Below are 26,633 nucleotides of genomic sequence, written 5' to 3' on the forward strand. Positions count from 1 at the left end.
TCATGCCCCGACTGACAACTTCACACGCAGTACAACTCCACAGACGGACAACTTCATACGCAGCACCGAAAGAGCCCTCTCGACGAGATCGCCGTCCTTGCCGAGAGGGCTCGGCCTTCTTCTCCGGGTGCTACGGCCTCACCGCACCGGGAACGCCACGTCGCACACCGGGTCCTCGGGCCCCGCCGCGTCCCAGTCGGCGAAGTAGACCTCCCGGCACGGCCCGTCGTACTCCAGGCCCTCCCGTTTCATCCACTCCTCCACCGCCTCGAACGCGGCCAGGATCTGGGGGTACACGACCTGTGCCTTGCTGATCCGGGTGAAGGCGAGCCGCCTGGCCGGTTCCACCCGGACCGCGACCTCCCGCCCGCGCCCCTGCCCGGCCGCCCAGGCCCGCGCCGCCGCCTCGTCGGCGACCGGCACACAGGACTCGACGGGGCCGTCACTCTCCATGTTCACGTCGGAGTGATAGACGACGAACGGCGCCTCGGCGACGCCCCCGCAGACCCGCGCGGCCTCCGCCAGCCGGCCGAGGGACGCGCCGATCCAGGCGGGCAGTTCGTCCGCCAGCGCGTGCCGCGTCTCGGTGATCACCACCTGCGCGGGCACCTCGACCGTCTCGACCTCGAACGTTCCGTACATCTCGGAGCTCCTCCCCGACAGACGTCCACGGAGGTACTGGGCGAGGGTGCGCTGGGCGGCGATGCGCGTCTCGACCTCCGCCCAGTAGGCGGCGAGCCGGCCGGCTGCCTCGTCGCCGTCCGTCGCGTCGACCACCTCGGCGATCCGCGCGAGCGGCATGTCGAGCTGTCGCAGCAAGGCCACCAGCCGGGCGCGTTCGACCTGCCCGGCGCGGTAATACCGGTAACCGCTCACCTCGTCGACCTGCGCCGGCGCCAGCAGCCCGAGCCGGTCGTACAGCCGCAGCGCCTTGGCCGACAGCCGGGCGCGCGCGGCGAACCCGCCGATGGTGAGCAGCGTGTCGTCGTCCACCTGATCCCTCGTCCTCCGTCGCCGAGCGGCCTTCTCCGCCCGGCGACGGGAACGCTCGGCCCTGCCCCAGGGGCAAGGTCAAGCGGGCAGGTCAGCCCAGCTGCTTCTCGATGGCGGCGACGATCTCGGCCGACTCCGGCTCGGTCTGCGGCGAGAACCGGGCGACGACGGTGCCGTCCCGGCCGACGAGGAACTTCTCGAAGTTCCAGCGGATGTCCCCGCTGTGCCCCTCACCGTCGGCGAACCCGACGAGCCGCTCGTACAGCGCGTGCCGCCCGTCCCCGTTCACCTCCACCTTCTCGGTCAGCGGGAAGGTCACGCCGTACGTCGCCGAGCAGAACTCGGCGATCTCCTCGGCGCTGCCGGGCTCCTGCCCGAGGAACTGGTTGCAGGGCACCCCGAGCACGGTGAACCCCTGAGCGGCGTACCGCTCCTGGAGGCGCTCCAGGCCGTTGTACTGCGGAGTCAGGCCGCACTTGGAGGCCACGTTCACGATCAGGACGGCCTGGCCCGCGTATTGCGAGAGGTCCGCGGAACCGCCCTTGAGGGCACCGATCTCGACATCGAGCGGGGAAGCAGCGGCATCAGTAGTCATCCCCGGATGCTAGCCCCGCCGGGTGCCGCCCCGGCTTACGGGGGCGGTCTCCGGTTCCGGATCCAGCCGGGCCCGCCCGGCACGTCCGGTTCCCGCTGGGCACGTGCCGGCACGTCCGGTTCCCGTCTGGTCCGTGTCGGCGGCACGTCCGGTTCCTGCCGGGCCCGTGCCCGCACGTCCGGATCTGCCGGACCCGTGCCGGCAGGATCCGGTTCTTGTCTGCTCCGTGTCGGCGGCATGCCCGGTTCCTGCCGGGCCCGCACCAGCACGTCGCCCGCCCCGCTGCGCGCATACAGCACCGAGCGTCCCACCCGCCCGCGCTCCACCAGCCCCGCGTCCCACAACACCCGCAGGTGCCGTCCGACCGACCCGAGGCCCTGCCCGGTCAGTGCGACCAACTGCGTCGTGCTCAGCGGCCCCTGCCCGAGCAGGACGAGAACGGCCGCCCGACCGGGCCCGAGCAGCGCGCTCAGCGCGGCCGGCACGTCCCGCTCGCGGTGATCGGCGGCGAGGACCCCGATGCAGGGGTAGACGACGGCGTACCGCTCCCGCTCCTCCCACGACACCCACCCCGCCCGAGGCGTGACCGGCACGAACAGCAACTCCGCGCCGGAGATCTCGCGAGGCGGATACTCGTGCGCGTTGACCTGGAACCGGCTCTCCCCGAGCCATCGCGTCCCCGGCCGCAGCGAGTCCAGCACGGTCGCCCACCCGCCCCTGCTCACCTGCGCCACCCGCGCGACCACATCCGCCTCCAGCACCCTGCGCCGCCGCTCCCAGGTGGGCCGTACGGCGCTCTCCCACACCCACGTCAGCAGGTCCGCCGCGCGTTCGGGCAGGTCGTCGCGGTCCAGGGCGTCCGGCAGCGGTCCGGCGAGGGAGGTCCGCAAGTGGGCGCGGGCGTCGGCGGACGGTACGGCGCGGACCCGGGCGACGCCGTCCTCGAAGCTCTCCCCGTCCCTCGGCGCAGGAGTGAGGAAGTCCGCGATCCAGTCCCGGCCGAGCCCGGCCCGTACGAGGGCGGCGGTCACCGGATCGGCGGCAAGCCGGGCGCGGTGGGCGGGCAGCCACTCCCGCAGCCACGCCGTCTCGCCGGGATGCGCGCCCGCCCCCGCGTGCAGCAGCTTCAGGCACGCGAAGGTCTCCGCCAGCGGCGAGACCACGAACCGGCTGCCCGCCAGCGTGTCGGCGTTCACCTGCCACCAGCCCACGGATCCCCCCTGGCACCCACGACGTTTCGCGCTCCCGCGAAACAGTAACGACCGCGCCCGCCTCCGCCCGAGACTCCCCGCATGACCGGCTACCGACAGCTCCTGCGCACCCCCGAGTTCACCCCGCTCCTGCTCTCCTCCGCCGCCCACACCGCCGCCCAGACGGTCGCGGGACTCGCCCTCGGCACCCTCGTGCACCGCGCCACGGGCTCCCCGCTGCTGTCGGCGGTCAGCATGTTCGGCCCGTCCCTCGCCCAGGTCCTGGGCGCGACCTTCCTCCTCTCGGGCGCCGACCGGCTCCCGCCGAGGACCGCCCTGGCCGGACTCTCCCTCGCCTTCGCCACCGTCACGGCCGTCCTCGCCGTCCCCGGTCTGCCCGTCCCGGCCGTCTTCGCGGCCGTCCTCGCGCAGGGCCTGGTCGCGGCGCTCGGCGGCGGGGTCCGCTGGGGGCTGCTCAACGAGATCCTCCCCAAGGACGGTTACCTGCCCGGCCGTTCGGTCTTCAACATGATGGGAGGGCTGACGCAGATCACCGGCTACGCCCTCGGCGGTGCCCTCGTCACCGTCCTCTCCCCGCACACGGTCCTCCTCCTGGCCACCCTGCTGCACACGACCGCGAGCGCGACCGCCCGCCTCGGCCTGACCGCCCGCCCGCCCCGCGCCTCGGGACGCCCCTCGGTCGCCGCGACCCGGCGCGTCAACGCGGTCCTGTGGTCCTCCCGCCCCCGCCGCCTGGTCTACCTGGGCCTGTGGATCCCCAACGGCCTGGTCGTCGGCTGCGAGGCACTCTTCGTCTCGTACGACCCCGGCGCCGCGGGCACCCTGTTCGCGTGCGGGGCGCTGGGCATGCTGGCCGGGGACCTCGCCGTAGGCCGGCTGCTCCCGCCCGCCACCCGTACCCGCCTGGCCACCCCGCTCCTGCTGCTCCTGGCCACCCCGTACGTCTTCTTCGCCCTGCGTCCGCCGCTGCCCGTCGCCGCGCTCTGCGTCACGCTCGCCTCGGTCGGCTTCGGCGCGAGTCTCGTCCAGCAGGAACGTCTGATGACCCTCACGCCGCCGGAACTCAGCGGCCACGCACTCGGGTTGCACTCGGCCGGGATGCTCACCCTCCAGGGCGTCAGCGCGACCGTGGCCGGCACGGTGGCCCAACTCACCTCACCCGCGACGGCGATGACGGCGATGGCCGTCACCTCGATCACGGTGACCCTCACCCTGGCGGTCGCCTCCGGGCGGCGGGCGGGGAAGCCGGTTGACGTCACGGCCGCGAACTGAGGTGGTCCGACCGTGCCCCGGTCTCCTTCGGCGAAGAGCGGCGCACAGGCCAACGGGGCTCTGTGACGGTGCTGTTGCCCGTGAAGTGAGCTACGCCACAGCTCATGTGCGGATACCGCTGCTGAACTCTGCGGATGGTGCACCTGCTCCTGCTGGCCGTCCCCGGCAGCCTGGTCGCGGCCGTCGCCTTCACCGGCTACGCCGTCGGCTCGCTCGGCGGCGCCGTCGGAACACGCGAGCCCACCGCCGGATTGAGGAAACGGAGGGCAGGTGGGCGGGCCTCGACTCCCGTCGGGCAGTAACCGTTGGAACGTGCCTACGCGCGCGTACCGTATGGGCATGGAAGTAAGCGAGACGACGCTCGTGGACCGTGTGCGCGGCGAGGGGGGCGAGGGCGCCTGTCCTCACCGGCTGGTCATGGAACACGTCACCAGTCGCTGGGGCACTCTCATCCTGATCGCGCTGCTGGACCGCTCCTACCGCTTCAGCGAGCTGCGTCGGGCGATCGGCAAGGTGAGCGAGAAGATGCTGACCCAGAGCCTCCAGACGCTGGAACGCGACGGCCTGGTCCACCGCGACGCCAAGCCGGTGATCCCGCCCCGGGTGGACTACTCCCTGACCCCCCTCGGCCGAGAGGCCGCCGAACAGGTCCGCGCGCTGGGCCGGTGGGTCGACGAACGCATGCCGGCGGTCGAGAAGGCCCGTGAGGAGTACGACGCGAGGCGGGCATGAGGGTGGGAGCGTGAGGGAGGGGCGGGCTCGAGGCTGGGGGAGCGTGAGGTCTCGGTCGGTCGCCTGAGTGCCCCCCGGAAGCAGATCGCCTGCCCGTCCCGGCCGCCAGGGCGGTCCCGTCCTCCCGCAGCCGCCCCCGGCAGCAAGTCGTCACCATGCACCCGGTGACACCGCGGTCCGACAGGGACGTCGCCGTCCGCCGTACACCGAAGGACCGAACCATGTCCCGAACCACAGGCACCCAGACGGCCGACCCGTGCCCCCGCTGCCACACCGAGGCGTTCCGCCCCGGCACCCCCACCCCGGCGTCCGGCCCCTGCACGGCCGTCGTCTACACCTGCGCCCACTGCGCGCACACCTGGTCCCGCCCGCTCGACGACGACCTGGAAACCCTCGACACCGTCCGGGTGGACCTCCCGGACACCACCCTCTACGGCACGGCCTGGCAGGTCGAACCCGACCGCGTCCAGGTACGGGGCACGGGCGGCGCGTGGCTGCGGTGGGTGGAGCGGTGGCGGGTCATCGTCTACTGAGGCGTCATCGCAGAGGGGCGCCCTGCGTCACCGTGGAGAGCCAGGTGGCAGCGAGGGGGTGGGCCCGACGGGGTCACGGACGCACCCTCCTGCTGCTCGGCCGGTCGATGCGCTGGGTCCTGCGGCGCGGTCAGCGCCCACCGCAAGGCAGGACACCGAAAGCGAGCCCGGTGGCCTCCCCCTCACCGGCCGTACCGCTGCGTCCGTGCCTCGGTTCTCGTTTGCCCCTCACCCTCCTTCTCACAGCCGCTGCACGACCGGTGAACTCGGGCGAAAGATGTCAAAAGACTATAATCTGAACTCTGAGTGCCAGGTGGGCCTCTTGAGGGAGGAAATCCCGATGACTGAGAACACCGGCGTAAGGCAGGGCGGTGCACCCGGTTCTCGCGGCCGGACGACCGTCGCCGATGTGGTGGTGGCGAAGATCGCCGGCATCGCGGCGCGGGACGTGCTCGGCGTCCACGCCCTGGGCAGTGGATTCGCTCGCTCGATGGGGTCCGTGCGGGAGCGGATGCCTGGCGCCGGGGGTGGCCCGTCCGCCACGCGGGGGGTCAGTGTCGAGGTCGGAGAGGTGCAGGCGGCCATCGATCTGGAGATCGTCGTCGACTACGGCGTCTCGATCACGGACGTGGCCGGTGCCGTGCGGGAGAACGTGATCTCCGCGGTGGAGCGGATGGCGGGTCGGGAAGTCGTGGAGGTCAACATCGTGGTCAGCGATGTGAAGCTTCCCGACGAGGAGGACCAGGAGGGCGAGCCGCAGCGCCTCCGGTAGGCGGAGCGGAGCAGCCCGCTGGATGAAGGAGTACGTGATGAGCGGGGCCGTGGTGGGCTTGATGGCCGGGATGGCGCTGGGATTCGCCGCGTATTTCGGGAGCTTCTGGGCTTTTCTGCTCGTGCTGGGGCTGGGCCTCGTCGGACTCGTGGCCGGGCGGTTTGTGCAGGGTGATCTCCAACCGCGCGACTTCGTCCGCCGTCGGGACCGGCAGGAGCGCATCCGCGACGACCGGCGACGGACTCGGGAGGACTGGCGGCAGTGACCGGTGAAGCCGATCGGCCTTCGGGCGCTCCCCGCGGGGAGCGCGGTGCGATCGGCGTCACCGACCGGGTCGTGGCGCAGATCGCATCCCACGGGACGCGCGAGGCGTCGAGCCCATTCGCCCAGCCCGCCGGCCACCTGCCACCCAGCCGCCCGACGCCGCGCGTGACCGCGTCCGTGCGGCGGGCACCGGAGCGCCATGGGGTCTAGGGGGCGGCCGGCGGGACGCCGCCCTCGGACATGGGTGCCCCGTACGCGGGCGGGGCGCAGAGGCCTGTCCCAGTCGGTGTGTGCCGTGGCCGGCCTGGTGCTCGGAGTGCTGGTTCCCGGCGTTTCGGCAGGACCTCGGGTGGACGCCGTACGGGTCGTACCTTTCCTGTTCACCGTCGGGTTCGGCGTCATCAGCCTGGTGAGCATCATCTACTCGATGTTGTTCCTGGTATTGCAGTTCTCCTCGGGCGCGTTCTCGCCGCGACTGGGGTTGTTCCGCAACGAGCCCATCGTCTGGCGCACCTTCGCTGTCACCGTCGGCGTCTTCGTCTTCTCCATCACGGCGGCCCTGTCGATCGGGGCGCGCAGCAGCGTCTCGGCCGCCGTGCCCGCGGTCGCCATGGTGCTGTGTCTCGTCGCACTGGCGTTGATGTGGAGGCTCCAGGCGAGGGGGTTCGACTCGATTCAGCTGGCGCACTCACTGACCGCGATCACCACCCGGGCACATCGGTTGTTCGACGAGCTGTACCCACTGGCCCACGATCCGGTCCGGGCCGCCGCGGCACCCCCCGTGACGTCCGGCGTCCCGGTCCGATGGGGTGGACCCGTGGCCGTGGTGCAGCGGATCGACGTAGCCGCTCTGGTCGCCATGGCGAGGGAGCGGGACTGTTCCCTCACACTGCGGGTCCGGGCGGGCACCACCATGTCGTGGGGCGTGACGCTGGCCGAGGTGACAGGCGGCGAGGTGTCCGAGGACGAGCTGAGCGGCGCCCTGACCACGGGAGTGGAGCGCACGTTCGACCAGGACCCCGAGTTGCCTCTCAGGCTGCTCGCCGACATCGCGCTGAGGGCCCTGTCCCCGGCCGTCAACGATCCGGCCACTGCCGTGGACAGTCTGGATCGCGTGGAAGACCTGCTGACCCGTCTGGCCGACCGCGAGCTGGACGTCGGCCGCTTCACCGACTCCGACGGCCACGTGCGGGTGGTTGTCCCGGCGCCCGACTGGGAGAGGTACGTCCGGACGGCTGTCGACGACGTCATCGTCGCGGCCGCCGGCTCCCCGATGACGCTCCTGCGCATGCGTACCCTGCTGAGCCGGGTCTCCGACCGGAGCCCCGCGGGCCGGCGGCCCGTCGTGCAGGAACGACTCCGGTGGGTTGAACGCACCGGCGCCGCGGCCTACCCGATGGTCTGGAGCGACGCCTAGGCCAACAGCTTGATCTTGGCCTGCTCGAACTCCTCCTGGGTGAGGTCTCCCTTGTCCCTGAGCGTGGAGAGCCTGCTCAGCTCGTCCACCGAGGTGCTCCCGGCCCCGGCCGCCTCCTGGATGTACTGGCGGACGGCCTCTTCGTGCTCCCTGACCTGTCTCAGGTCTCTTGCGCCCATGCCTTTCCCGCGGGCACCGAGATAGACGAGGACTCCGAGGTAGGGCAGCACGAGCACGAGAACGAGCCATCCCGCCTTGCCCCAGCCGCTGAGACTGTCGTCACGGAAGACATCCGTCACGACCTTGAACAGCAGGAAGAACCACATGACCCACAGGAAGATCCACAACATCGTCCAGAACAGGTTGAGCAAGGGGTAGTCGTCCATCGCTCCTCCGATCCGATCACGGATGCGCTACCTCATTCATACAGCCGGACCAGTCGGGTGGCACCCGCAGCCGACATCGGCGTATCTGTTGCGTTCGCGAGAGAAACGACAGAGGGAAGGACCCGATGACGGAGCCGAGCCCCCGATCCGATCCGCCGGGGGACCGGGAGCAGCCCGAGGAAGCGGACCGGCTGCGGGACCTACTGCGAGTTCCCGGCTATCTGAAAGCGCTCGTCTTCTGTGCTCTGATCGGGAGTCCGGTGTCGTTCGCGGCATTCTCGTTCCTCGTGGGCCTGCACGAGCTCGAACACGTCCTGTGGGCGGACCTCCCGCACGGTCTGGGATGGAGCAGCGCTCCGTGGTGGTGGCCCCTGCCCCTGTTCCTCGTCGCGGGCCTCGTCGTCGGCCTGGTCGCCGCGGGTCTGCCCGGCGGGGGCGGTCACATCCCGGCGTCGTGCCTGCACGCCGGAGGCGCGTCGTCGAACGCCCTTCCGGGTGTGGTCCTCGCCGCGGCGGCGAGTCTGCCGTTCGGTGCCGTCCTCGGACCGGAGGCGCCGCTGATCGCCCTGGGCGGCGGCCTGGCCCTGCTGTTCAGAAACCTCGCACGAGCACCCGCGACCGCGCAGAGCACCGCGCTGCTGGGCGCTGCCGGAGCCGCGGCGGCCATCGCGGCCATCTTCGGTAATCCGCTCGTAGCCGCCGTGCTCCTCATCGAGGTCGCGGGCGTGGGAGGACCCCGGCTGTTCGCGGTCATGCTGCCTGCCCTGCTGTCCAGCGGTGTGGGGGCGTTGGTCTTCACCGGCTTCGGGCGTTGGACCGGATGGGAGACGGGCAGTCTGGGCCTGAAGCTGGCGGGCTCGACTCCGAGGCCGGACGTCGGAGACGTCCTGTGGTCCCTGCTCCTGGGGGCGGCCCTCGCCGTGGTGATGCACCTGGTGTCGGCCGGGGGACGGTCGGTGGCGGCGTTCACCGAGAGGGGCGTGCGCGTACGGACCGTCGTCTGCGCGCTGGGCGCCGCGGCCTGTGCGGCCCTGTACGCGCTGATCACCGGCCGCTCACCCGCCGACGTCGCCTCGTCCGGTCAGGCCACGCTGAGCGACCTCGCCGGCGATCCGCACCAGTGGAGTGCCGGTGCGCTGCTGGCCGTTCTGGCGTTCAAAGGCGCTGCCTACACGCTGTGTCTCGGCAGCCTGCGAGGAGGTCCGGTCTTCCCCGCCCTCTTCCTGGGAGCCGCCACCGGCGTGCTGCTCGCTCCCCTGCCAGGACTGGGGGTCGTCTCCGGTATGGCGGCGGGCATGGCCGCGGCCACGGCGGCCACGCTGCGGCTGCCCGTGAGCAGCGTGGTACTCGTGGCCCTTCTGCTGGGCAGCGCCGACACGATGCCCGTGGTGATCCTGGCGGCAGTGGTCGCCTTCGTCACCGCCGAGCTGCTGCCCGCCGGCTTCGCACGCACAGGACGCCGAAGCCCGACGGGCCCTCCCCCATCACGGGAGTGAGGCGTCGGCTCGGCCTGGATCTTCTCCAAGGTCTGCGCGGGTTCCGCGGTCAGCGGCGGCTGGATGGTCTTCGCCGAAGTTCAGAAGACAACCTGCTCGCCTCATCACATGCGGATCGTGACGACCATGACATTAATGAAGAAACGCTCTCCCCAGCATTTCCTGTCCGTCAGAGTCACCCATTTGCCGCGCATCTGGAGGAGAGAGAGCGGCGTTAGCGGTGCATGACGAAAGCAAGGCCTCAGGGTTTGCCTCACCGCGACAGGGGAAAGGGCGAACTGCCTGCGACCCGTGATGTGACGGTGAGGAAATATACTTACCTGCCTGGTCCGGTGAACTCGGCGCTGGAATCCTGGCGCACCCTGCGCGGGAACGGCACGCGGGCCGAACTCCAGGTCACCGAGTCCCTGCTGCGTCAATTCCTCGAGGAGCTGGAGGCGGCCCAGGTGGAGCTCAATCAGCGGTGGAACGGCCAGGGAAAGTCCGGCCGTCACGCGAACTGGGCGTGACGGGGGCGGATTTCATGAATCACGACTACGCGGATCCGTCCTTCACGCGGCGGGAATGGCACCCCGACACACCCCCGTACGGGTCGGGTGCCGACTGGCACGGCAGTCCTGCCGATGCCCTTCACCCGGGGACTCCCCTGGTCCCCCCCGACTCCGGCTGGGACCCGGTTGAGGAACTCGCCTACCTGTTGCAGGAAGCCGTCTCCGTGGAGCAGACGGCAACGGTGCCACCACCTCGCAGCGAGACTGCGTCCGGCGTCAACGCCACCGACCCGATGGAGAACCTGGCGCAGATCACCGCTCGGCTTCCTCCCGCCCGACGCTCGTCTGCCGGGCACCGGAGGATCCGATCCGGGAAACCCCGCATCACGTGGTTGCGGACCGGCAGCTTCGTCATCATCGCATTCGTCGCGGTCATCGTGGCAATGGTCAGCGTATTCGGCGGCATGGTGGCTTACGAACCTTTGCAGAACATCTCGTCCGGTACGCAGAGCGGGATGATTCATCAGTGGCCTCTCCTCCTTTACGGCCCCTGGATGGTGGCGTCCCTCTCCATCCTCCGAACCGCCTTGCATCGGCGCCGAGCCTTGCACTCATGGTTCATCGTTCTGCTCTTCTCGTCCCTCGCCACCATGCTGTGCGTAGCTCAGGCCGACCGGACCTTCACCGGAATCGCCGGCGCCGCCCTACCCGCCCTCGCGTCCCTGGCATGCTTCCAGCAACTCGTCCGCCAAATCACCTTGACCATGCCACCGCGGCGCCGGACACCCCGTCACCGCCAGTAGCGCCGCAACCCTGCCGACGGGCCTACCGCAGCGGTGGAGACCACTGCGGTTTCCTCTTCGACGACGATCCAGGGCCCGTCGCCCTCGCGCGTCCCGCTGCCCGCGCTCCGGACCACTTCGCCACTCGCACCGGCCGCCCTGTCGAGCCGCGCAACCTCTACCGCTTCTCCACCCGCGTCGCCGAGTCCGCCGACCTCCGCGTCATACCGCTGCACGGTCCCGGTCGTCAGTGACTGACCGCCCTCGTGATGTCAGAGTTGGATGTCAAAGGCCCCTCACCTCCGGATTTCCGGAGGTGAGGGGCCTTTGTGCTGGTGCCCCCGGCAGGATTCGAACCTGCGACACCCGCTTTAGGAGAGCGGTGCTCTATCCCCTGAGCTACGAAGGCGTGGGCCCACCCGTGTGGGTCCAGGCGTCAGCGTACCGGAATCGGTTGGGGGTGTGGGGGTCAGGTCAGGGGGACGGGGGTGAAGCGGGAGGCTGTGTGGAGGTCGGTTTCGATGTGGGTGGCTGTGGCCGCCAGGGCGGGGAGGAGGGTGTCGAGGCATTCCTCGGCCGTGCGGCGGGCCGTGTGGGTGGAGGTGGTGAGGGCGGCGACCGTGTGGCCGGAGCGGTCGTGGACGGGGACGGCCAGGGTGCGGACGCCCTGTTCCAACTCCTCGTCGGCCAGGGCGTGGTCCTGGCCGGCCAGGAGGACGCGGCCCACCGCTGTGGCGGTCGTGGCCGGGATCCGGGTGCCGATGCCGATGTCGACGCGCATGACATGGCGGGCGGTCACGCGGGCCGTGCACTGGATCTCGGCGCCTGTCTCCGTGAGGGCCGCGAGGTGGGTCGTTTCGTGGATGCGGTCCGTCAGGGCCCGTAGGTGGGGTTCCGCGAGGCGGGGGAGGGAGGTCCGGGAGAGCGGGGGGAAGCCGAGGGAGAGCACGCGGGGGGTGAGGGTGAAGGTGCGGTCGCCTGGGTTCTGGGTCACCAGGTCGAGGTGTGCGTAGGTGATCAGGGCTCTGCGGGCCGTGGCGCTTGCCAGGCCGGTCGCCTTCGCCACCTCTGTCAGGGTCAGGGCCGCCCGGCCTTCCCCGAAGGCGGTGAGGACGGTCAGGCCACGGGCGAGGGACTCGATGAACTCGCGGCCCACTTCGTGCTTGGTCGCGCGCGTCCAGGCGGTCAACCCCGCGGGCGGCGGGCCCGGTTCGGCGGGCGGCGCCTGGCGCAGGTCCTCCTCCATCGCCGCGACGGCCCCACGGAGCCGGGGGAGGAGGCTGTCGTGCAGGTCGGCCGCCGTGTGCCGGCTGGTGTGGCTGACGACGTTGGCGACGCAGGCGAGGCGTCCCGTACGGGGGTCCCGTACGGGCGCGGAGACCGCCACCAGGCCCGGCTCGATCAGCTGGTCGTCCAGGGCCCAGCCGTCCGCCGCCGCCCGCTCGGTCCGGCGTACGAACTCCTCGTCCGGCTCCCCGTCCGGGCGGGCGTGCGAGGCCGGGGGGACGGCGGGGAAGGTGCGGTCCTGCGGGTCCGTCGACCGGCGGGTGTGCCAACGGGTCCAGTCCGTGTCGGTCCATTCGGTCGCGAACAGCGGACCGGGGGCGGTGCGTTCGGCCGGGAGCAGGTCGCCGATGCGGAAGCTGAGGGACATCGCGCGGCGGCGCGTCGCCTGGTGGATGAAACGGATGCCGTCGCGGTCGGCGACCGCCAGGGACACCGACTCGTCGAGTTCGTCGGCGAGGTCGTCGGCTCGCGGGCCGAGGAGGGCGGGCAGGCGAAGCGCGGCCAGGTAGGCGTTGCCGAGTTCCATCACGCGCGGCGTCAGGACCGGGTCCCTGCCGTCCAGACGGACGTACTCCATGCGGGCCAGCGTCGCCACGATCCGGTCGACCGTGGAGCGGGCCAGGCGGGTGGCGTGTTCCAGCGCGCTCGGGCTCATCGTGCCGCCCGCCGCCGTCAGCTCCTCCAGGACGGCGACCCCGCGGATCAACGGAGTGACCGCCTCCTCCGGTACCTGGCTGTCCGCGGCGGCGGTGGTCGGGGTCGTCCTGGCGGGCATCGTCTCTCCGGTACGGCGGTCGCGGCAGGCCGCCTACGGTAGCCGCGCCCGCTTCGGTCCCATGGCCCCCCGGGGCCGGCCGCCTGGCTACCCGCACCGGCTACTCGCCCTTCCGGTCGGTTGATTCCGCCGAGTGGCCCGTGGCGTCGTTCTCAGGGCTCCCCAGGGGCCGGCCGTCTACTTCCGGGTTATGCGCACCCGGTACTGGCCCTTCAGGTCGGCCGACACCACCGAGATCCGCACCCCTCTCGCCGTGTCCTGGAACGTCTCGCCCGGCACGAGCGGCGCGTCCGACAGCTCGGCGTGGACGTTCGGGCTGCGGGTGCAGCCGCCGCTGTCGCGCTGGGAGTCGTGGACCGTCACCGGGCCCATGCCGGTGTCGATGTTCGCGTCGACCTTGTAGACGAGGACACCGGGGCGGCACACCGCCTCGTCGTTGCCGCCACGGGTGCGCAGTTCGACGGCGTAGCCGGCCCGGCTGTTGAGAGGGACGAAGACCAGCTTGGGGCCACCCCGCTCGGAGAGGGGCGTGAGGGCGTACTCGCCGGTGCCGGAGGCGGACGCGCAGCCGATCTGGTCGGGGTCCAGCCAGCCCAGCTTCCATTTGTGCCAGCCGAGGAAGTCGTTGTTGGCGCCCCAGTCCTCACTCATGATGTCCCAGTGGCCGACCGCGCCGCCGCCTTCCTGGGTGTAGAGGTCGGGCAGGCCGAAGACGTGGCCGTTCTCGTGCGGCAGGACGCGGTAGCCGGTGCGGTCGTAGGAGCCGGAGCCGTCGTCCTGACGGGAGTAGACGAAGGACGCGTTCGCGACGGGGACGCCGTCGGCGACCGGGGCCTCGTGGTTGCCGGCGAACGTCACCGACAGGACGGTGTCCAGCGCGGAGGGGCCCGCGTTCGGGGTGACCAGCACGTTCAGGAGGTCGTACGCCCGGAAGTCGACGGCCGGGTCGGCGGTGGCCACGATGTCCTGGACCAGTTCGCGGTAGCCGGGGTCGAAGGGCGCGCCGCGCTCTATGCCGTACGCCCGGAACGGCTTGGGCATGCGCAGCCAGTTGGGGACGGGGGTCTCTGCGCGGTAGTCGAGGCGGTCGTAGGACGCGGTGCGGAACCACTCACGGGTCTGGGGGAAGAACTCGCGGAAGCGGTCCCGGGCCTTGCCGCGGCCGGGGGCGTCGGAGAAGTCGATCATCAGGGTCAGCGCGCGGACGGTGCCTGTGGAGCGGGCGTAACCGCCGGTCGTCGGGACGCCCTCGGACATCTGGACGGCGGCGCGGGGGGTGATCAGGCAGGGAGCGAGGGCGGCGGAGCGGGCGAGCGAGATCGGGCCGGCACCGGCCGGGGTCGAGCGCGCCGCGAGGTGCCCGGTGCCGGCCGAGGTGCTGACGGCGAAGGTCAGCGCGCTCACGCAGACGAGACCGGCCGTGCGGCGCCGGCGTATGCGTCGGCGGAGCGGCTCCGCAGGCGTGCCGTGGCGGCCTGCCCCGGGTCGCTCAGGCTGCGGCTGCATGCAGGAACCCTTCGCGCCAGGCAGCCACCGGTCACCGGCTGCACCCTTTCGATCACCCTGGTCGGGAGCGGGCGGGGGCGCGCGCTGGAGGGGCCGATCGTGGGTTACCCGGAGGTAGAGGCAGGGCCGGAGCGAGTGTGACTCAGGTCACTCAAAAAGAGTCGCCGGACGGGAAATAACCGGGGACCGTCTCCCCGTTTAGGCCTGTGTCGGATCGAAACGGGGAGCACGTCCCCGGATCGTCGCGGAACCCGCCCGGGGCCGCGAGCACCGTCCGCGTCACCAGTATCACCCGTCACGCCATCGACCACAGGAGGACACCGTGCAGACCGCAACCGCCCCCGCGCAGCGCAAGGTGACCCGGCCGCGCGCCGACGCCCTGCGCAACCGGGAGCGGATCGTCACCGCTGCCCGCGAGATGTTCGTCGAACACGGCCCCGAGGTGCCGCTCGACGACATCGCCCGCCGGGCCGGTGTCGGCAACGCCACGGTGTACCGCAACTTCCCCGACCGGGAGGCGCTCGTCCGTGAGGTCGTCTGCTCCGTCATGGACCGCACGGCTCACGCGGCCGCCCAGGCGCTCGCCGAGACGGGCGACGCCTTCGGCGCACTGGAGCGCTTCGTGCACGTCGCCGCCGATGAACGCATCAGCGCGCTGTGCCCGATGATCGCCAGCACGTTCGACGAGAACCACCCGGATCTCGTGGCCGCCCGCATGCGGGTCGAGCAGCTCGTCGAGGAGGTCATGGAACGCGCCCGGCAGGCCGGGCAGCTCCGCGACGACATCGGCCTGGGTGACCTGATGGTCGCCGTGGCCCAGCTCAGCCGGCCCCCGGCGGGCACCGCCTGCCTCGAAGCCGACCGCTTTCTCCACCGCCATCTCCAGCTGTTCCTGGACGGACTGCGGGCCCCGGCCCGGTCGGTCCTGTCAGGTAGGGCCTTGACCATGGAGGACTTGCGCCAGGCCTGAGCCACCGCGAGTCGCCACGAGCCGTTACGAGACACCCGAGCCACGACAAGCCACAAGCCACCGCAAGCCACCGGCGATCACCTCGGACAGACGGTCCGCCGCCGACGTCGCTGAACCGATCGACCGATACCTCCGCACGGCCGTCACCGTCGACGAGTCGTCCTCTCGCTCCGCCTTTTTCTACTTTTCACATGACATTCCCGTCACGAAGTTCCGAAGTGGGTACCTCCATGTCTGACACAGCCACCAAGGCTCCCGGCATCCGCCAGGCGGATCCGGCCCGCTGGAGAGCGCTCGCGTTCATCGCGCTCGCCCAGCTGATGGTCGTCCTCGACGCCACCATCGTGAACATCGCCCTGCCCTCCGCCCAGCGCGACCTGGGGATCTCGGACGGCAACCGCCAGTGGGTCGTCACGGCGTACGCCCTGGCCTTCGGCGGACTGCTCCTCTTCGGTGGCCGTATCGCCGACATCTGGGGTCGTAAGCGCACCTTCGTCCTCGGCCTGATCGGCTTCGCCTCCGCCTCGGCGCTCGGTGGCGCGGCCACCAACGAGGCGATGCTGTTCGGCTCGCGTGCCCTCCAGGGCGTCTTCGGCGCGCTGCTCGCGCCCGCCGCTCTCTCCCTGCTCGCCGTGATGTTCACGGACGCCAAGGAGCGGGCCAAGGCGTTCGGCATCTACGGCGCGATCGCCGGCGGTGGCGGCGCGGTCGGCCTCATCCTCGGCGGTTTCCTCACCGAGTACCTGGACTGGCGCTGGACCTTCTTCGTGAACATCCCGTTCGCGATCGTCGCCGCTGCCGGTGCCTACTTCGTCATCCGTGAGCCCGAGGGCGCCCGCAACCGCTCCTCGCTGGACATCCCGGGCGTCATCCTGTCGACCCTCGGCCTGGTGTCCCTGGTCTACGGCTTCACCCGCGCCGAGTCCGACGGCTGGAGCGACTCCGTGACCATCGGCATGTTCGTCGCGTCCGCGGTGCTGCTGGCAGCCTTCGTGGCCGTCGAGGCGCGGGTCAAGTCCCCGCTGCTGCCGCTCCGCGTGATCACCGACCGCAACCGTGGCGGCATCTACCTCTCGCTCGGCCTGGCGATCATCGCGATGTTCGGCTTGTTCCTCTTCCTGACCTACTACCTCCAGATCGTGAAGGGCTACACGCCGGTCAAGACCGGCTTCGCGTTCCTTCCGATGATCGTGGGCATGATCACGGGCTCGACCCAGATCGGCACCCGTCTGATGACCCGGGTCGCTCCCCGGCTGCTGATGGGCCCCGGCTTCCTGGTCGCCGCGCTCGGCATGCTGCTGCTGACCCAGCTGGAGATCGGTTCCTCGTACGCGGCCCTGCTGCTGCCGGCGATGCTGCTGCTCGGCCTCGGCATGGGTACGGCGTTCATGCCCGCCATGTCCCTGGCCACCCAGGGTGTCGAGCCGCGGGACGCCGGTGTCGCCTCCGCGATGGTCAACACCTCGCAGCAGGTGGGCGGCGCGATCGGTACGGCGCTGCTGAACACGATCGCCGCCTCGGCCACCACCTCGTACATCGCCGACCACATCGGCGACGCCGGTTCCCGCTCCCAGCAGCAGCTGGTCCAGCTGGAGGGCCTGGTGAAGGGCTACACCAGCGCGATCTGGTTCGCCGTCGCCATCCTGGTCGTCGCCGCCACGATCGCCCTGACCTTCGTCAACGCCGGCAAGCCGGACATGAGCGCGGTCGCGGGCGTCGGCGAGGACGCCGAGGACGCCGTCCCGATCCCCGTGGTCGCCCACTGATCCGGGTACTGCCCCGGCTGTAGCGGTCAGCGCAGCCAGGGCAGGTCGGCACCCGCTTCGTTCGGCTGGAGTCCCTCGGCGACGATCTGCATGATCTCGCCGAGGGACTTCTGCTGTTCCGGGGTGAGCCGGTCGAAGAGGGCGTTGCGTACGGCGGCCACGTGGCCCGGCGCCGCGCTCCTGAGCACGTCCAGGCCCTCGTCGGTCAGCACCGCGAACTGGCCGCGCTTGTCGGAGGGGCAGTCCTCGCGCCGTACCCAGCCGTTCTTCTCCAGGCGTGCGACGGCGTGCGAGAGGCGGGAGCGGGTGATCTTCGCGTCCCTCGCCAGCTCGGTCATCCGCAGTCGGCGGCCGGGGGCCTCGGCGAGCTTGACGAGGAGGCCGTAGTAGACGTGCGGCATGCCGGCGTCGCGTTGCAACTGCCGGTCCATGTGGTCCTCGAGGAGGGTGGTGCCGTGCAGATACGAGCGCCAGATGCGCTGCTCCTCTGCGGTGAGCCACTGCGGCTCGGGAGCGGGTGCGGCTGCCTTCGTCATGCACTCCACTCTACGGCTCCATCCTTGAAATTTAAACAAGTGGCGCCTACAGTGATGTGGCGACAGGAGATTTAGAGTTCAAGCACATGGCCGGGTTCGAGTGGGCCGAGTTCGAGTCGAGTCCGACCAGGCCGAGCTGCCGAGGGAGTTGCCGCCATGTCCGCCCCCGCCCAGGATCGTGCCGTTCCGCAGGAGCGCATGCCCGCCCTGTACCTCAGTCACGGCGCCCCGCCCCTCGCGGACGACCCCGTCTGGCCCGGTCAGCTCGCCGCCTGGGCCGCCGACCTGCCCCGCCCCCGGGCGATCCTCATCGTCTCCGCCCACTGGGAGGAGGCCCCCCTCGCCCTCGGAGCGGTCGAGCCGGTCCCCCTCGTCCACGACTTCTGGGGCTTCCCCGAGCACTACTACCGGGTGCGCTACGACGCCCCGGGCGCACCCGCGCTCGCCGAGAGCGTGCGCAAGCTGCTGCGCGCCCCTGGGACCCCCGTGCAGGACATCCCCGACCGGGGCCTCGACCACGGCGCGTACGTCCCGCTCGTCGAGATGTTCCCGGCCGCGGACGTCCCGGTCCTCCAGATCTCCATGCCGACCCTGGACCCCGTGAAGCTCATGGAGATCGGCCGCAGGCTCGCCCCTCTGCGCGACGAGGGCGTGCTCATCGTCGGCTCCGGGTTCTTCACCCACAACCTCGCCGCGCTACGGCACACCGGCGGGGGAGTGCCCACCTGGTCCTCCGAGTTCGACGACTGGGGGCGGCACGCCCTGGAGTCCCGCGACTGGGACGCCCTGCTGGACTTCCTGCACAAGGCCCCGGCGGGCCGCTACGCCCACCCCAGGACCGAGCACTTCGCCCCGCTGTTCGTCACCATGGGCGCCGCGGAGGTCTCCGGCGAGCCGGACACGCAGAAGTCGGTGATCGACGGGTTCTGGCTCGGGATGGCGAAGCGGTCGGTGCAGTTCGGCTGACCCGGCCGCCGTCCGCGCTTTCTCGCCGGTCACAGGTCCTTCTCGTACCAGGCCACGTCCCAGTAGCGGCCGAACTTGCGGCCCACCTCGCGGTACGTGCCCACATGCCGGAAACCGAAGCGTTCGTGCAGCCGCACGGACGCTTCGTTGGGCTGGGCGATGCCCGCGTACGCGCGGTGCACGTCCTCCCCGGACAGGGCCTCGAAGAGGGTCCTGTACAGCAGCGTGCCTGTACCGCGGCCGCCGGCGTCCGGGCGGAGGTAGACCGTCGTCTCCACGGAGGTCGCGTAGGCGGGCTTCGCGCGAAAGGGGCTGGAGGTGGCGTACCCCAGAATCTCCCGTGAGTCCGGGTCCGTGGCAACCATCAGCCGGTACGGCCCGTCTTCAGGGTGGGAGAGCAGCCAGGGGCGGCGCTCCGACGGAGTGAAAACCGCGGTATCGAATGTGATCGGCGTCTCACGTACATAGTGGTTGTAGAGGTCGGTGAGGGCTTCGAGATCTCCCTCGACTCCCGGCCTGACCTGCACTTCCGTACGTTCCGATGGCATTCGTCCTCCTGCTGCGGCCCGACAGGGTACTGCATGATCAGAAAATTCGGGGGACCGGTCGGGAATTCTGTCCTGATTCCAGTCGTTGTTTCCATCGGATGCAGGGCACCCGAGGAGAGTCCCGAGAGAGTTCCGGGAGGACCCAGCCGGTGCGCCGGTGTCCAAGGACCACCCGCTGACCCACCATCGCAAGGGAGCACGCATGGCAACCCGTGCCGTCGCCCGTCGTCAGTCCGCCTCCGGCGAGACCGGCGCGGCAAGCAGCGCTCGCGTCCACGGCGGAGAGATCGCCGACCGCGATCTGGTCGGCATGTACCTCGACGAGATCGCGCGCACGCCTCTGCTCGACGCCGCCAAGGAAGTCGAGCTGTCGCAGATCATCGAGGCGGGTGTGTTCGCGCGGCAGCTCCTCGACGGGTTCGAGGAGTCCAAGGCGGACGCCTCCCGTGAGGAGCTCGAGGCGCTCGTCGCCGAGGGAGAGCGCGCCAAGGACGTCTTCATCCGTTCCAACCTGCGGCTGGTCGTCGCGGTCGCCCGCCGCTACCCGCGCAGCGGCCTGCCCCTGCTGGACCTGATTCAGGAGGGCAACGCCGGCCTGGTCCGCGCGGTCGAGAAGTTCGACTACCGCAAGGGCTTCAAGTTCTCCACGTATGCCACGTGGTGGATCCGTCAGGCCATCACGAGGTCCATAGCGGACCAGTCGCGCACCATCCGGCTGCCCGTCCACCTCGTGGAGGAGCTGGGCCGCATCCGCCGCGTGCAGCGGGAGTTCAACCGCGAGCACGGCCGCGACCCGGAACCCCTGGAGATCGCCACCGAGCTGGGTTCCACGCCGGAGCGCGTCATCGACGTGCTCGACTGGGCGCGCGACCCGGTCTCGCTGAACATGGCGGTCGACGACCAGGGCGAGACGCAGTTCGGCGACCTCCTCGAGGACACCTCGGCGGTCTCGCCGGAGCAGTCCGTCCTCACGCTCCTGCGCAGTGAGGAGCTGGACGGCCTCATCGACCGTCTCGACCCGCGCACGGCCTCCATCATCAAGATGCGGTACGGCATCGACGACGGTCGCGAGCGCACGCTGACCGAGGTCGGCAAGGAGCACGGTCTGACGCGTGAGCGGATCCGCCAGATCGAGAAGCACGCGCTGCTGGAGCTGAAGAAGCTGGCCCGCGACACCGGGTTCGAGGCGGCGGCGTAGGACAGGGTGGTACCGCACCCGCCGCCCGGGCCGGGTCCGTCCCGGACCCGGCCCCCGACGGGTGCGGCGTACGCCACCGGCGTACGCGGGTGGCGCAAGTACGCGCAAACATGGCGCAGAAGGTCGCTTCAACCGGTGGCACCGGGGGAAAAAGGACTTCAGGGCGGCACGGGAGCTCGGGCCCTTCGGACCGAGGAGTGCGGCCGACCCACCGGACCAGTTGGATCCAAGCCCTACGGCCTTGGCGCGACCCACCCCGCGACCCCTCGTTCTCCGTGCGCGAGTGACCACTCGCGAGTGACACCTCACGAGCGGCACCCCAGAACCACGTCCCGACGCACACCCCCCCGGCGCCGGGACTCTCCAGAGTCGGGCTTCGGCGCCTCCCCCCTGGCGCCGGGGCCCGGCTCCTCTTGTGCGGCCCGAGGAGCGGTCCCCGCTCGCGGCCGCGCCGGCGCGAGGGGCGGCCGACCACGGCGCCGGGTCGTGCGGCGCGGCCGGGCGGGCGTACGGGCAGGCTGAGGGGCGGGGCACCCCGTACCTGAACCCCGGGGTGGCCCGCCTGGATGGCAGATTGTGCCACATGGGCATAGCCTGCCGATGTGACAAGCTCCACCCCCGCACCGCTCCCCTCCTCGTCCACCCCACCGGCGCCGGGCTCGCTGACCGAGCGGCGCAAGGCGGCGACCAGGATGGAGATCGCCCGAGCGGCCGCCGGTCTCTTCGTCAGCCGCGGCCTCAAGGCCACCCGCGCCGAGGACATCGCCCAGGCGGCCGGTATCGCGCCGCGCACGTTCTACCGGTACTTCGCCACCAAGGAGGAGGCGATCGCCCCCCTCTACGCGGCCGGTGCCCAGCGCTGGGCGGAAGCGGTGCGCGAGGCCCCGCCCCAACTGTCTCTGCCCGAGGCCCTGGAACACGCGGTACGGCAGACCCTCACGCCCGGCGGCGGGGTGTCGGCGGCCTCGTGGGAGTGGGTTCGCACCCTCATCCGCCTCGCCTCCGCCAGCCCCGCCCTGGGCAAGGTCTGGGCCGAGGTCTGCCATGCGACGGAGGGGGCGTTGGGGGAGGTGCTCAGGGAGCGGGGAGCGGGGGGCGACGTCGGGCTCGACAACGTTGCCGAGCCCGCCGAGCCTGGCAAGCGCACCGGGCCCGCCGAGCGCATCGAGCCCGCCGAGCCGACGCCCCGTCAGCGCTTCGTCGCGGCCGTCGCGAGCGCGGCGGTCCGGGTCGCCGTCGAGAGCTGGTCCACGACCGACAACCCCCCGACCGGCCCGGAGGGCCCCGCGGAACTGGCCCTGAGGAATCTGCGAGCGGTGCGCGGCATGGAGTGGGGGAGCGGGCCGTAGGGGAGACCGGGCCCCACAGGGAGCCAGGGGGAAGCCACCGGGGGCGGGGCGGCCGTCTAACCGTCTTCGCCCGGCGCCGCGGCCGCACCGGCGCCGCCTGATTCCGCGCCGGTCGGCGCTCCCGCCGCCGCTCGTGCCAGCCGCCCTCCCAACTCACGTACGCACCGCACCAGTTCGTCCGGAGAGTGGACCGTGAACTCGTGACCCAGGGTGGCCAGGCGGACCGCCAGCCATTCCACGGGGTCGCCGGTGACCGATCGCAGGCGGCAGCCGTCGGGGGTCTGCTCCGGCCGGCCGAACCAGGACGGGAGCCGTGCGGCGACGGTCTCCGCCGGGGCCCGGAAGGTGACCTCGAACTCGTAGGTCTCCTGGCGGCGTTGGATCGACCGGCGCAGGTACTCCGCCGCGTCCCCCTGGGGTACCTCCCGCGGGGCGAACCGGGTGCCGGTGGCGAAGGGCTCGCCCACCCGGTCGACGCGGAAGGTGCGCCAGTCGTCGCGTTCGAGGTCGTAGGCGACGAGGTACCAGCGGCGGCCGGTGGACACCAGTCGGTACGGCTCGGTCAGGCGGCGCGACTCGGTGCCGTCCTTCGCGCGGTAGGCGAACCGCAGTCGCTCGTGTCCGGCCACCGTCGAGGCGATGACGGTGAGCGTCTCGGGCGCGATGCTGGCCCCGTCCCCGCTGGTCAGCGGGGTCGTCGCGGCCTGAAGGGTGGAGACCCGGTGGCGCAGCCGGGCCGGCAGCACCTGCTCCAGCTTCGCCAGGGCCCGTACGGACGCCTCGTCCACGCCCTCCAGTGCGTGCCCGGCGCCCGCCCGCAGGCCGACCGCGATGGCCACCGCCTCCTCGTCGTCGAGGACGAGCGGGGGCATCGCCTTGCCCGCGACGAGCCGGTATCCGCCGTCGGAGCCCTTCGTCGCCTGGACGGGATAGCCCAGTTCCCGCAGCCTGTCGATGTCCCGTCGGACCGTTCGGCGGGACACCCGGAGCCGGTCGGCGAGTTCGCCGCCGGGCCATTCGCGGGGCGTCTGGAGGAGGGAGAGGAGTTGCAGCAGCCGAGCCGGGGTGTCCGTCGTCATGCGTCCGAGGATGCCGCACCACTAGGACACCATCTGGCCTAGTGGGGTCCTAGTGTCCTCGCATGACCTCCAACGAGACCAAGCTCGCCGCCGGTTCCGGAGCGGCCGAGCACCCCGCAGGGGCGAACCTCCGGGCAGCCGGGGACGCCGCCGACCGCCGCCGGTGGCTCGCCCTGGCGATCGTGATGACCGCGGCCTTCATGGACCTCGTCGACGTCACCATCGTCAACATCGCCGTTCCGTCCATGCAGCGTGACGCGGGTGCCTCCGACAGCCAGATCCAGTGGATCACCGCCGGTTACGCGCTCGCCTTCGCCGCCGGCCTCATCACCGGCGGACGTCTGGGCGACATCCACGGCCGTAAGCGGGTGTTCCTCCTCGGCATCGGCGGCTTCACCCTCGCCTCCGCCCTGTGCGGCTTCGCCGCGAACCCCGAGATGCTGGTCGCCTCCCGCCTCCTCCAGGGCGGCATGGCGGCGCTGATGGTCCCGCAGGTGCTGTCGATCGTGCACGCCACCTTCCCGGCGCACGAACGCGGCAAGGTCTTCGGCCTCTTCGGCGCGATCGTCGGTCTGGGCGCGGTCTCCGGACCGCTGCTGGGCGCGCTGCTGACGGAGTGGAACCTGTTCGGGCTGGAGTGGCGGCCGATCTTCCTCATCAACCTGCCGGTCGGCATCGCGGCGCTGATCCTCGGCGGCCGTTTCATCACCGAGTCGAGGGCGCCCAAGGCGCTCAAGCTCGACCTGGTCGGCGTCGCCCTGGTGACGCTGGGTCTGCTGATGCTGCTCTACCCGCTGACCCGCGGGCGTGAGCTGGGCTGGCCGCTGTGGGGGTACCTGTCGATGGCCGGCGCGTTCGGCGTCTTCGGCGCGCTGGTGGCGTACGAGCGGCGCAAGGGCGCGCGGGACGGCTCGCCGCTGATCGAACTCTCCCTCTTCCGGGTCAAGAGCTTCGCCGCGGGGATCGCGGTCCAGACGGTCTTCGGCGTCAGCCTCGGCATCTTCTTCCTGGTCTGGACGCTGTACCTCCAGATCGGCCTCGGCTGGAGCGAACTGCGTGCCGGTCTGACGGGCATCCCGTTCTCCCTCGCGGTGTCGACGGCCGCCGGTCTCTCCGTGCAGAAACTGGTCCCCCGTTTCGGCCGCAAGGTGCTCCAGGCGGGCGCGCTGACCATGGCCGCGGGCGTCCTGCTCTACCTGTGGGAGTCCGGGCGCCACGGACTCGGCATCGCCCCCTGGCAGATGATCCTGCCGCTCACGGTGATGGGCGTCGGCATGGGGCTGATCGTGGCCCCGCTGACCGACGCGGTGCTGTCGGAGGTACCGCGCGAGCACGCGGGTTCGGCGTCCGGACTGATCAACACCGTGCAGCAGATGGGCAACGCGCTCGGCCTCGGTCTGGTGTCCGTCGTCTTCTTCGGCCGGATCGGCGACCGGCTGAGCCCGGCCGAGATCGGTCCCGAGTTCGTGGCCGCCTTCCGGTACGCGCTGGGCTGGGTGGCCGCGGTGCTGGCCGTCATCTTCCTGCTGATGTTCGCCCTCCCGAAGCGGCCGGCCCAGCATGTGGAGGGCGCGGAGGAGGAGCAGCCGCCGGTGGCCGAGAAGGAGCCGGAACTCGTGTCATGAACGGGGCGCGCGTCTGCCGGCCGGGACGCGAGGGACCCGAACCGGGGCGTGACGGTCCGGATCAGGGCGGAAGGGCCTGGCACCTGCGAAGGTGCCAGGCCCTTCCGTCGTGTGCCCCGATGCCGGGCACCTTGGGCGACGGGCGCGTCCGCGCCTCACCGAAGTCCGTTCATGCCCGAATGACGTCCGAACCTGTTTACTTTCCGGATATCCGGGCGTAGCCTCCGTGGCGAAACCACAGGTTCGGGCACAAACCCGGTAACGGTCGGAGGCGAACGGGCATGTACGCACCGGAGCGGCAGCAGGAGATCCTGCGGCTCGCCCGCGACGGCGGCCGGGTGGACGTCCTGTCGCTGGCCGAGGAGTTCCAGGTCACGGCGGAGACGATCCGCCGCGATCTGAAGGCTCTCGACCGCGCCGGCCTCGTCCGCCGGGTGCACGGCGGTGCCATACCGGTCGGACGCCTCGATTTCGAACCGGACCTCGCCGAGCGCGAGTCCACCTCCGCCGACGAGAAGGACCGCATCGCCAAGGCGGCCCTCACCGAACTGCCGGCCGAGGGCACGATGATCCTCGACGCCGGTACGACCGTCGCCCGCCTGGCCGCCGCCCTCCCGCTGGAGGCCGACCTCACGGTGGTCACGCACTCCCTGCCGATCGCGGCCCGCCTCGCCGACCACCCCGGCATGCAGCTCCACCTGATCGGGGGGCGCGTACGGCACCGTACGCGCGCCGCGGTGGACGCGTGGGCGCTGCGGGCGTACGGCGAGATCCGCGCCGACGTGCTGTTCGTCGCGGCGAACGGGTTCTCCGCCGAGCACGGGCTCACCACCCCGGACCTCGCCGAGGCCGCGGTGAAGCGGGCGGCGATGGCCGCGGCCCGCCGTGTCGTCCTGCTCGCCGACTCCGCCAAGCACGGCCAGGAGCACTTCGCCCGCTTCGGTGACCTGAGCGACGTGGACCTGCTGATCACCGACAGCGGGCTGAGCCCCGACGACGCGGCTGCCATCGAGCGCGGCGGCACGGAAGTGGTACGCGCATGATCCTCACCGTCACCCCGAACCCGTCCCTCGACCGCACCTACGAGGTCCCCTCCCTGGACCGCGGCGAGGTCATCCGCGCCACCGGCGAGCGCATGGACCCGGGCGGCAAGGGCGTGAACGTGTCCCGCGCCGTCGCGGCCGCCGGACGGCGCACGGTCGCCGTACTGCCCCTGGGTGGTGCGCCGGGCGCGCTCGTCGCCGATCTGCTCGACGCGCAGGGCATCGAGGTCGCGCCGGTCCCGGTCGGCGGGGCCACCCGCTCGAACATCGCGCTCGCGGAATCCGACGGAGTGCTGACGAAGATCAACGCGCCGGGGCCGGAGCTGTCCCCGGAGGAGCAGGAACTGCTCCTGGAGACCGTACGCGCGCAGTCCCGCGACGCCGACTGGATCGCCTGCTGCGGCAGTCTGCCCCGCGGGCTCGCGCCCTCCTGGTACGCAGAGGTGGTCGCGCGGGCGCACGCCGGAGGCGCGCGGATCGCGCTGGACACCTCGGGGCGCGCGCTGTTGGAGGCGCTGCGCGAGCGGCCCGACGTGGTGAAGCCGAACGCCGAGGAACTCGCCGAGGCCGTCGGCCGCCCCCTGGCCACCGTGGGCGACGCGGTGAAGGCGGCCGAGGAGTTGCGCGAGATGGGCGCACGCGCCGTACTCGCGAGCCTGGGCGCCGACGGGCAGGTGCTCGTGGAGGACACGGGCACCTGGTTCGCCACCGCGCGCGTCGACGCCGTCCGCAGCAACGTGGGGGCGGGGGACTCCTCCCTCGCCGGATTCCTCATCGCCGGCGGCAGCGGCCCCCGGGCACTCGCCTCCGCCGTCGCCCACGGCGCGGCCGCCGTCCAGTTGCCCGGCAGTGTGATGCCGACCCCGGCCGACCTGGACCCGGCGGCGGTGACGGTCACCGCGGCGGTACCGGCGGACCGCGAACTGAAGGAGCCGGTCCCATGAGCCGGCGTCCGGCGTCCGCGGCGAGCCCGCGCCCGGGGTCCGACACGGGCCTCGGTCCGGGGTACGGCACGGCCATGTGTACGGGTACGGGCGTTGG

General features: G+C 71.5%; 27 protein-coding genes and 1 tRNA gene. 18 read left to right on the plus strand and 10 right to left on the minus strand.

Annotated elements, in window-relative coordinates:
* Nucleotides 1-138 precede the first annotated feature (138 nt).
* The 3 genes from ACZ5Y0_RS12740 to ACZ5Y0_RS12750 form a co-directional block, all read right to left on the minus strand.
* Nucleotides 139-993, minus strand: a complete 855-nt coding sequence (locus tag ACZ5Y0_RS12740) for a MerR family transcriptional regulator (protein ID WP_469128654.1) — start codon at nucleotides 991-993, stop codon at nucleotides 139-141.
* A gap of 91 nt (nucleotides 994-1,084) precedes the next feature.
* Complete coding sequence (locus tag ACZ5Y0_RS12745; RefSeq protein ID WP_469128655.1) at nucleotides 1,085-1,588, minus strand: glutathione peroxidase; 504 nt, start codon at nucleotides 1,586-1,588, stop codon at nucleotides 1,085-1,087.
* Nucleotides 1,589-1,623: 35 nt separating this feature from the next.
* Nucleotides 1,624-2,799, minus strand: coding sequence for an ArsR/SmtB family transcription factor (locus ACZ5Y0_RS12750; protein ID WP_469128656.1), 1,176 nt, complete (start codon nucleotides 2,797-2,799; stop codon nucleotides 1,624-1,626).
* An 81-nt stretch (nucleotides 2,800-2,880) separates the two neighbouring features.
* On the opposite strand from ACZ5Y0_RS12750, the gene ACZ5Y0_RS12755 reads away from it, so the two are divergent.
* From ACZ5Y0_RS12755 to ACZ5Y0_RS12785, 7 genes are all read left to right on the plus strand, one after another.
* Nucleotides 2,881-4,071 (plus strand): MFS transporter, encoded by a 1,191-nt coding sequence (locus tag ACZ5Y0_RS12755; protein ID WP_469128657.1) that lies wholly within the window; start codon nucleotides 2,881-2,883, stop codon nucleotides 4,069-4,071.
* 134 nt (nucleotides 4,072-4,205) lie between these two features.
* Nucleotides 4,206-4,373, plus strand: a complete 168-nt coding sequence (locus ACZ5Y0_RS12760) for a hypothetical protein (RefSeq protein WP_469128658.1) — start codon at nucleotides 4,206-4,208, stop codon at nucleotides 4,371-4,373.
* A gap of 37 nt (nucleotides 4,374-4,410) precedes the next feature.
* On the plus strand, nucleotides 4,411-4,803 hold the full coding sequence (locus ACZ5Y0_RS12765) for a winged helix-turn-helix transcriptional regulator (RefSeq protein WP_469128659.1): 393 nt from the start codon (nucleotides 4,411-4,413) through the stop codon (nucleotides 4,801-4,803).
* A gap of 221 nt (nucleotides 4,804-5,024) precedes the next feature.
* Complete coding sequence (locus tag ACZ5Y0_RS12770; protein WP_469128660.1) at nucleotides 5,025-5,336, plus strand: hypothetical protein; 312 nt, start codon at nucleotides 5,025-5,027, stop codon at nucleotides 5,334-5,336.
* 340 nt (nucleotides 5,337-5,676) lie between these two features.
* Nucleotides 5,677-6,108: an Asp23/Gls24 family envelope stress response protein gene (locus ACZ5Y0_RS12775; RefSeq protein WP_469128661.1), complete on the plus strand. Its 432-nt coding sequence runs from the start codon at nucleotides 5,677-5,679 to the stop codon at nucleotides 6,106-6,108.
* 37 nt (nucleotides 6,109-6,145) lie between these two features.
* On the plus strand, nucleotides 6,146-6,373 hold the full coding sequence (locus tag ACZ5Y0_RS12780) for a hypothetical protein (protein WP_469128879.1): 228 nt from the start codon (nucleotides 6,146-6,148) through the stop codon (nucleotides 6,371-6,373).
* 198 nt (nucleotides 6,374-6,571) lie between these two features.
* Entirely contained in the window at nucleotides 6,572-7,789 is a 1,218-nt protein-coding gene (locus tag ACZ5Y0_RS12785; protein ID WP_469128662.1) for a DUF2254 family protein, read from the plus strand.
* Here ACZ5Y0_RS12785 and ACZ5Y0_RS12790 read toward each other — a convergent pair.
* The gene (locus ACZ5Y0_RS12790; protein WP_469128663.1) at nucleotides 7,786-8,175 is read right to left on the minus strand and encodes an SHOCT domain-containing protein; all 390 of its coding nucleotides are present in this window, start codon (nucleotides 8,173-8,175) and stop codon (nucleotides 7,786-7,788) included. The genes ACZ5Y0_RS12785 and ACZ5Y0_RS12790 overlap by 4 nt on opposite strands.
* 125 nt (nucleotides 8,176-8,300) lie before the next feature.
* Here ACZ5Y0_RS12790 and ACZ5Y0_RS12795 point away from each other — a divergent pair, with 125 nt between their 5' ends.
* The 3 genes from ACZ5Y0_RS12795 to ACZ5Y0_RS12805 all read left to right on the plus strand — a co-directional run bounded on the left by ACZ5Y0_RS12795 (nucleotide 8,301) and on the right by ACZ5Y0_RS12805 (nucleotide 10,965).
* Nucleotides 8,301-9,671, plus strand: a complete 1,371-nt coding sequence (locus tag ACZ5Y0_RS12795) for a chloride channel protein (RefSeq protein WP_469128664.1) — start codon at nucleotides 8,301-8,303, stop codon at nucleotides 9,669-9,671.
* Nucleotides 9,672-10,003: 332 nt separating this feature from the next.
* A complete protein-coding gene (locus ACZ5Y0_RS12800) occupies nucleotides 10,004-10,180 on the plus strand; it encodes a hypothetical protein (protein ID WP_469128665.1) in 177 nt (58 codons plus the stop codon).
* Nucleotides 10,181-10,194: 14 nt separating this feature from the next.
* The gene (locus ACZ5Y0_RS12805) at nucleotides 10,195-10,965 is read left to right on the plus strand and encodes a DUF2637 domain-containing protein (protein WP_469128666.1); all 771 of its coding nucleotides are present in this window, start codon (nucleotides 10,195-10,197) and stop codon (nucleotides 10,963-10,965) included.
* Between the two features lie 312 nt (nucleotides 10,966-11,277).
* Here the strand turns inward: ACZ5Y0_RS12805 and ACZ5Y0_RS12810 are convergent.
* From ACZ5Y0_RS12810 to ACZ5Y0_RS12820, 3 genes are all read right to left on the minus strand, one after another.
* A tRNA-Arg gene (locus ACZ5Y0_RS12810) sits at nucleotides 11,278-11,353 on the minus strand.
* A gap of 60 nt (nucleotides 11,354-11,413) precedes the next feature.
* The gene (locus ACZ5Y0_RS12815) at nucleotides 11,414-13,006 is read right to left on the minus strand and encodes an IclR family transcriptional regulator domain-containing protein (protein ID WP_469128667.1); all 1,593 of its coding nucleotides are present in this window, start codon (nucleotides 13,004-13,006) and stop codon (nucleotides 11,414-11,416) included.
* Between the two features lie 177 nt (nucleotides 13,007-13,183).
* Nucleotides 13,184-14,512: a M6 family metalloprotease domain-containing protein gene (locus tag ACZ5Y0_RS12820; protein ID WP_469128668.1), complete on the minus strand. Its 1,329-nt coding sequence runs from the start codon at nucleotides 14,510-14,512 to the stop codon at nucleotides 13,184-13,186.
* 322 nt (nucleotides 14,513-14,834) lie between these two features.
* Here ACZ5Y0_RS12820 and ACZ5Y0_RS12825 point away from each other — a divergent pair, with 322 nt between their 5' ends.
* Nucleotides 14,835-15,482: a TetR/AcrR family transcriptional regulator gene (locus tag ACZ5Y0_RS12825; RefSeq protein WP_469128669.1), complete on the plus strand. Its 648-nt coding sequence runs from the start codon at nucleotides 14,835-14,837 to the stop codon at nucleotides 15,480-15,482.
* 230 nt (nucleotides 15,483-15,712) lie between these two features.
* Nucleotides 15,713-17,248, plus strand: coding sequence for an MFS transporter (locus ACZ5Y0_RS12830; RefSeq protein ID WP_469128670.1), 1,536 nt, complete (start codon nucleotides 15,713-15,715; stop codon nucleotides 17,246-17,248).
* A gap of 26 nt (nucleotides 17,249-17,274) precedes the next feature.
* On the opposite strand, the gene ACZ5Y0_RS12835 is transcribed toward ACZ5Y0_RS12830, so the two are convergent.
* Nucleotides 17,275-17,784 (minus strand): MarR family winged helix-turn-helix transcriptional regulator, encoded by a 510-nt coding sequence (locus ACZ5Y0_RS12835; RefSeq protein ID WP_469128671.1) that lies wholly within the window; start codon nucleotides 17,782-17,784, stop codon nucleotides 17,275-17,277.
* A gap of 156 nt (nucleotides 17,785-17,940) precedes the next feature.
* Between ACZ5Y0_RS12835 and ACZ5Y0_RS12840 the strand changes: the two genes are divergently transcribed.
* Complete coding sequence (locus ACZ5Y0_RS12840) at nucleotides 17,941-18,750, plus strand: dioxygenase family protein (protein ID WP_469128672.1); 810 nt, start codon at nucleotides 17,941-17,943, stop codon at nucleotides 18,748-18,750.
* Between the two features lie 29 nt (nucleotides 18,751-18,779).
* On the opposite strand, the gene ACZ5Y0_RS12845 is transcribed toward ACZ5Y0_RS12840, so the two are convergent.
* Nucleotides 18,780-19,298 (minus strand): GNAT family N-acetyltransferase, encoded by a 519-nt coding sequence (locus ACZ5Y0_RS12845; RefSeq protein WP_469128673.1) that lies wholly within the window; start codon nucleotides 19,296-19,298, stop codon nucleotides 18,780-18,782.
* Between the two features lie 202 nt (nucleotides 19,299-19,500).
* Here ACZ5Y0_RS12845 and ACZ5Y0_RS12850 point away from each other — a divergent pair, with 202 nt between their 5' ends.
* Nucleotides 19,501-20,496 carry a sigma-70 family RNA polymerase sigma factor gene (locus tag ACZ5Y0_RS12850; RefSeq protein WP_469128674.1) on the plus strand — a complete coding sequence of 332 codons (996 nt, stop codon included), beginning with the start codon at nucleotides 19,501-19,503 and terminating at the stop codon, nucleotides 20,494-20,496.
* A gap of 692 nt (nucleotides 20,497-21,188) precedes the next feature.
* Nucleotides 21,189-21,845, plus strand: coding sequence for a TetR/AcrR family transcriptional regulator (locus ACZ5Y0_RS12855; RefSeq protein ID WP_469128880.1), 657 nt, complete (start codon nucleotides 21,189-21,191; stop codon nucleotides 21,843-21,845).
* A 56-nt stretch (nucleotides 21,846-21,901) separates the two neighbouring features.
* Here ACZ5Y0_RS12855 and ACZ5Y0_RS12860 read toward each other — a convergent pair whose 3' ends face one another.
* On the minus strand, nucleotides 21,902-22,924 hold the full coding sequence (locus ACZ5Y0_RS12860) for a helix-turn-helix transcriptional regulator (RefSeq protein ID WP_469128675.1): 1,023 nt from the start codon (nucleotides 22,922-22,924) through the stop codon (nucleotides 21,902-21,904).
* Nucleotides 22,925-22,986: 62 nt separating this feature from the next.
* Between ACZ5Y0_RS12860 and ACZ5Y0_RS12865 the strand changes: the two genes are divergently transcribed.
* The 3 genes from ACZ5Y0_RS12865 to pfkB all read left to right on the plus strand — a co-directional run bounded on the left by ACZ5Y0_RS12865 (nucleotide 22,987) and on the right by pfkB (nucleotide 26,536).
* Nucleotides 22,987-24,549, plus strand: coding sequence for an MFS transporter (locus ACZ5Y0_RS12865; RefSeq protein ID WP_469128676.1), 1,563 nt, complete (start codon nucleotides 22,987-22,989; stop codon nucleotides 24,547-24,549).
* 281 nt (nucleotides 24,550-24,830) lie between these two features.
* Complete coding sequence (locus ACZ5Y0_RS12870; protein WP_469128677.1) at nucleotides 24,831-25,592, plus strand: DeoR/GlpR family DNA-binding transcription regulator; 762 nt, start codon at nucleotides 24,831-24,833, stop codon at nucleotides 25,590-25,592.
* Nucleotides 25,589-26,536, plus strand: coding sequence for a 1-phosphofructokinase (gene pfkB / locus ACZ5Y0_RS12875; RefSeq protein WP_469128678.1), 948 nt, complete (start codon nucleotides 25,589-25,591; stop codon nucleotides 26,534-26,536). Before ACZ5Y0_RS12870 ends, pfkB begins: the two co-directional genes overlap by 4 nt.
* Nucleotides 26,537-26,633: the final 97 nt, after the last annotated feature.

The organism is Streptomyces sp. NPDC033216, from assembly GCF_055577115.1.

Coding starts and splice junctions, on each gene's coding strand:
- ACZ5Y0_RS12745 (WP_469128655.1), bottom strand. CDS start 1,588: ATGACTACTGATGCCGCTGCTTCCCCGCTCGATGTCGAGATCGGTGCC.
- ACZ5Y0_RS12755 (WP_469128657.1), top strand. CDS start 2,881: ATGACCGGCTACCGACAGCTCCTGCGCACCCCCGAGTTCACCCCGCTC.
- ACZ5Y0_RS12760 (WP_469128658.1), top strand. CDS start 4,206: ATGGTGCACCTGCTCCTGCTGGCCGTCCCCGGCAGCCTGGTCGCGGCC.
- ACZ5Y0_RS12765 (WP_469128659.1), top strand. CDS start 4,411: ATGGAAGTAAGCGAGACGACGCTCGTGGACCGTGTGCGCGGCGAGGGG.
- ACZ5Y0_RS12770 (WP_469128660.1), top strand. CDS start 5,025: ATGTCCCGAACCACAGGCACCCAGACGGCCGACCCGTGCCCCCGCTGC.
- ACZ5Y0_RS12775 (WP_469128661.1), top strand. CDS start 5,677: ATGACTGAGAACACCGGCGTAAGGCAGGGCGGTGCACCCGGTTCTCGC.
- ACZ5Y0_RS12780 (WP_469128879.1), top strand. CDS start 6,146: ATGAGCGGGGCCGTGGTGGGCTTGATGGCCGGGATGGCGCTGGGATTC.
- ACZ5Y0_RS12785 (WP_469128662.1), top strand. CDS start 6,572: ATGGGGTCTAGGGGGCGGCCGGCGGGACGCCGCCCTCGGACATGGGTG.
- ACZ5Y0_RS12790 (WP_469128663.1), bottom strand. CDS start 8,175: ATGGACGACTACCCCTTGCTCAACCTGTTCTGGACGATGTTGTGGATC.
- ACZ5Y0_RS12795 (WP_469128664.1), top strand. CDS start 8,301: ATGACGGAGCCGAGCCCCCGATCCGATCCGCCGGGGGACCGGGAGCAG.
- ACZ5Y0_RS12805 (WP_469128666.1), top strand. CDS start 10,195: ATGAATCACGACTACGCGGATCCGTCCTTCACGCGGCGGGAATGGCAC.
- ACZ5Y0_RS12815 (WP_469128667.1), bottom strand. CDS start 13,006: ATGCCCGCCAGGACGACCCCGACCACCGCCGCCGCGGACAGCCAGGTA.
- ACZ5Y0_RS12820 (WP_469128668.1), bottom strand. CDS start 14,512: ATGCAGCCGCAGCCTGAGCGACCCGGGGCAGGCCGCCACGGCACGCCT.
- ACZ5Y0_RS12830 (WP_469128670.1), top strand. CDS start 15,713: ATGTCTGACACAGCCACCAAGGCTCCCGGCATCCGCCAGGCGGATCCG.
- ACZ5Y0_RS12835 (WP_469128671.1), bottom strand. CDS start 17,784: ATGACGAAGGCAGCCGCACCCGCTCCCGAGCCGCAGTGGCTCACCGCA.
- ACZ5Y0_RS12840 (WP_469128672.1), top strand. CDS start 17,941: ATGTCCGCCCCCGCCCAGGATCGTGCCGTTCCGCAGGAGCGCATGCCC.
- ACZ5Y0_RS12845 (WP_469128673.1), bottom strand. CDS start 19,298: ATGCCATCGGAACGTACGGAAGTGCAGGTCAGGCCGGGAGTCGAGGGA.
- ACZ5Y0_RS12850 (WP_469128674.1), top strand. CDS start 19,501: ATGGCAACCCGTGCCGTCGCCCGTCGTCAGTCCGCCTCCGGCGAGACC.
- ACZ5Y0_RS12855 (WP_469128880.1), top strand. CDS start 21,189: ATGGAGATCGCCCGAGCGGCCGCCGGTCTCTTCGTCAGCCGCGGCCTC.
- ACZ5Y0_RS12860 (WP_469128675.1), bottom strand. CDS start 22,924: ATGACGACGGACACCCCGGCTCGGCTGCTGCAACTCCTCTCCCTCCTC.
- ACZ5Y0_RS12865 (WP_469128676.1), top strand. CDS start 22,987: ATGACCTCCAACGAGACCAAGCTCGCCGCCGGTTCCGGAGCGGCCGAG.
- ACZ5Y0_RS12870 (WP_469128677.1), top strand. CDS start 24,831: ATGTACGCACCGGAGCGGCAGCAGGAGATCCTGCGGCTCGCCCGCGAC.
- pfkB (WP_469128678.1), top strand. CDS start 25,589: ATGATCCTCACCGTCACCCCGAACCCGTCCCTCGACCGCACCTACGAG.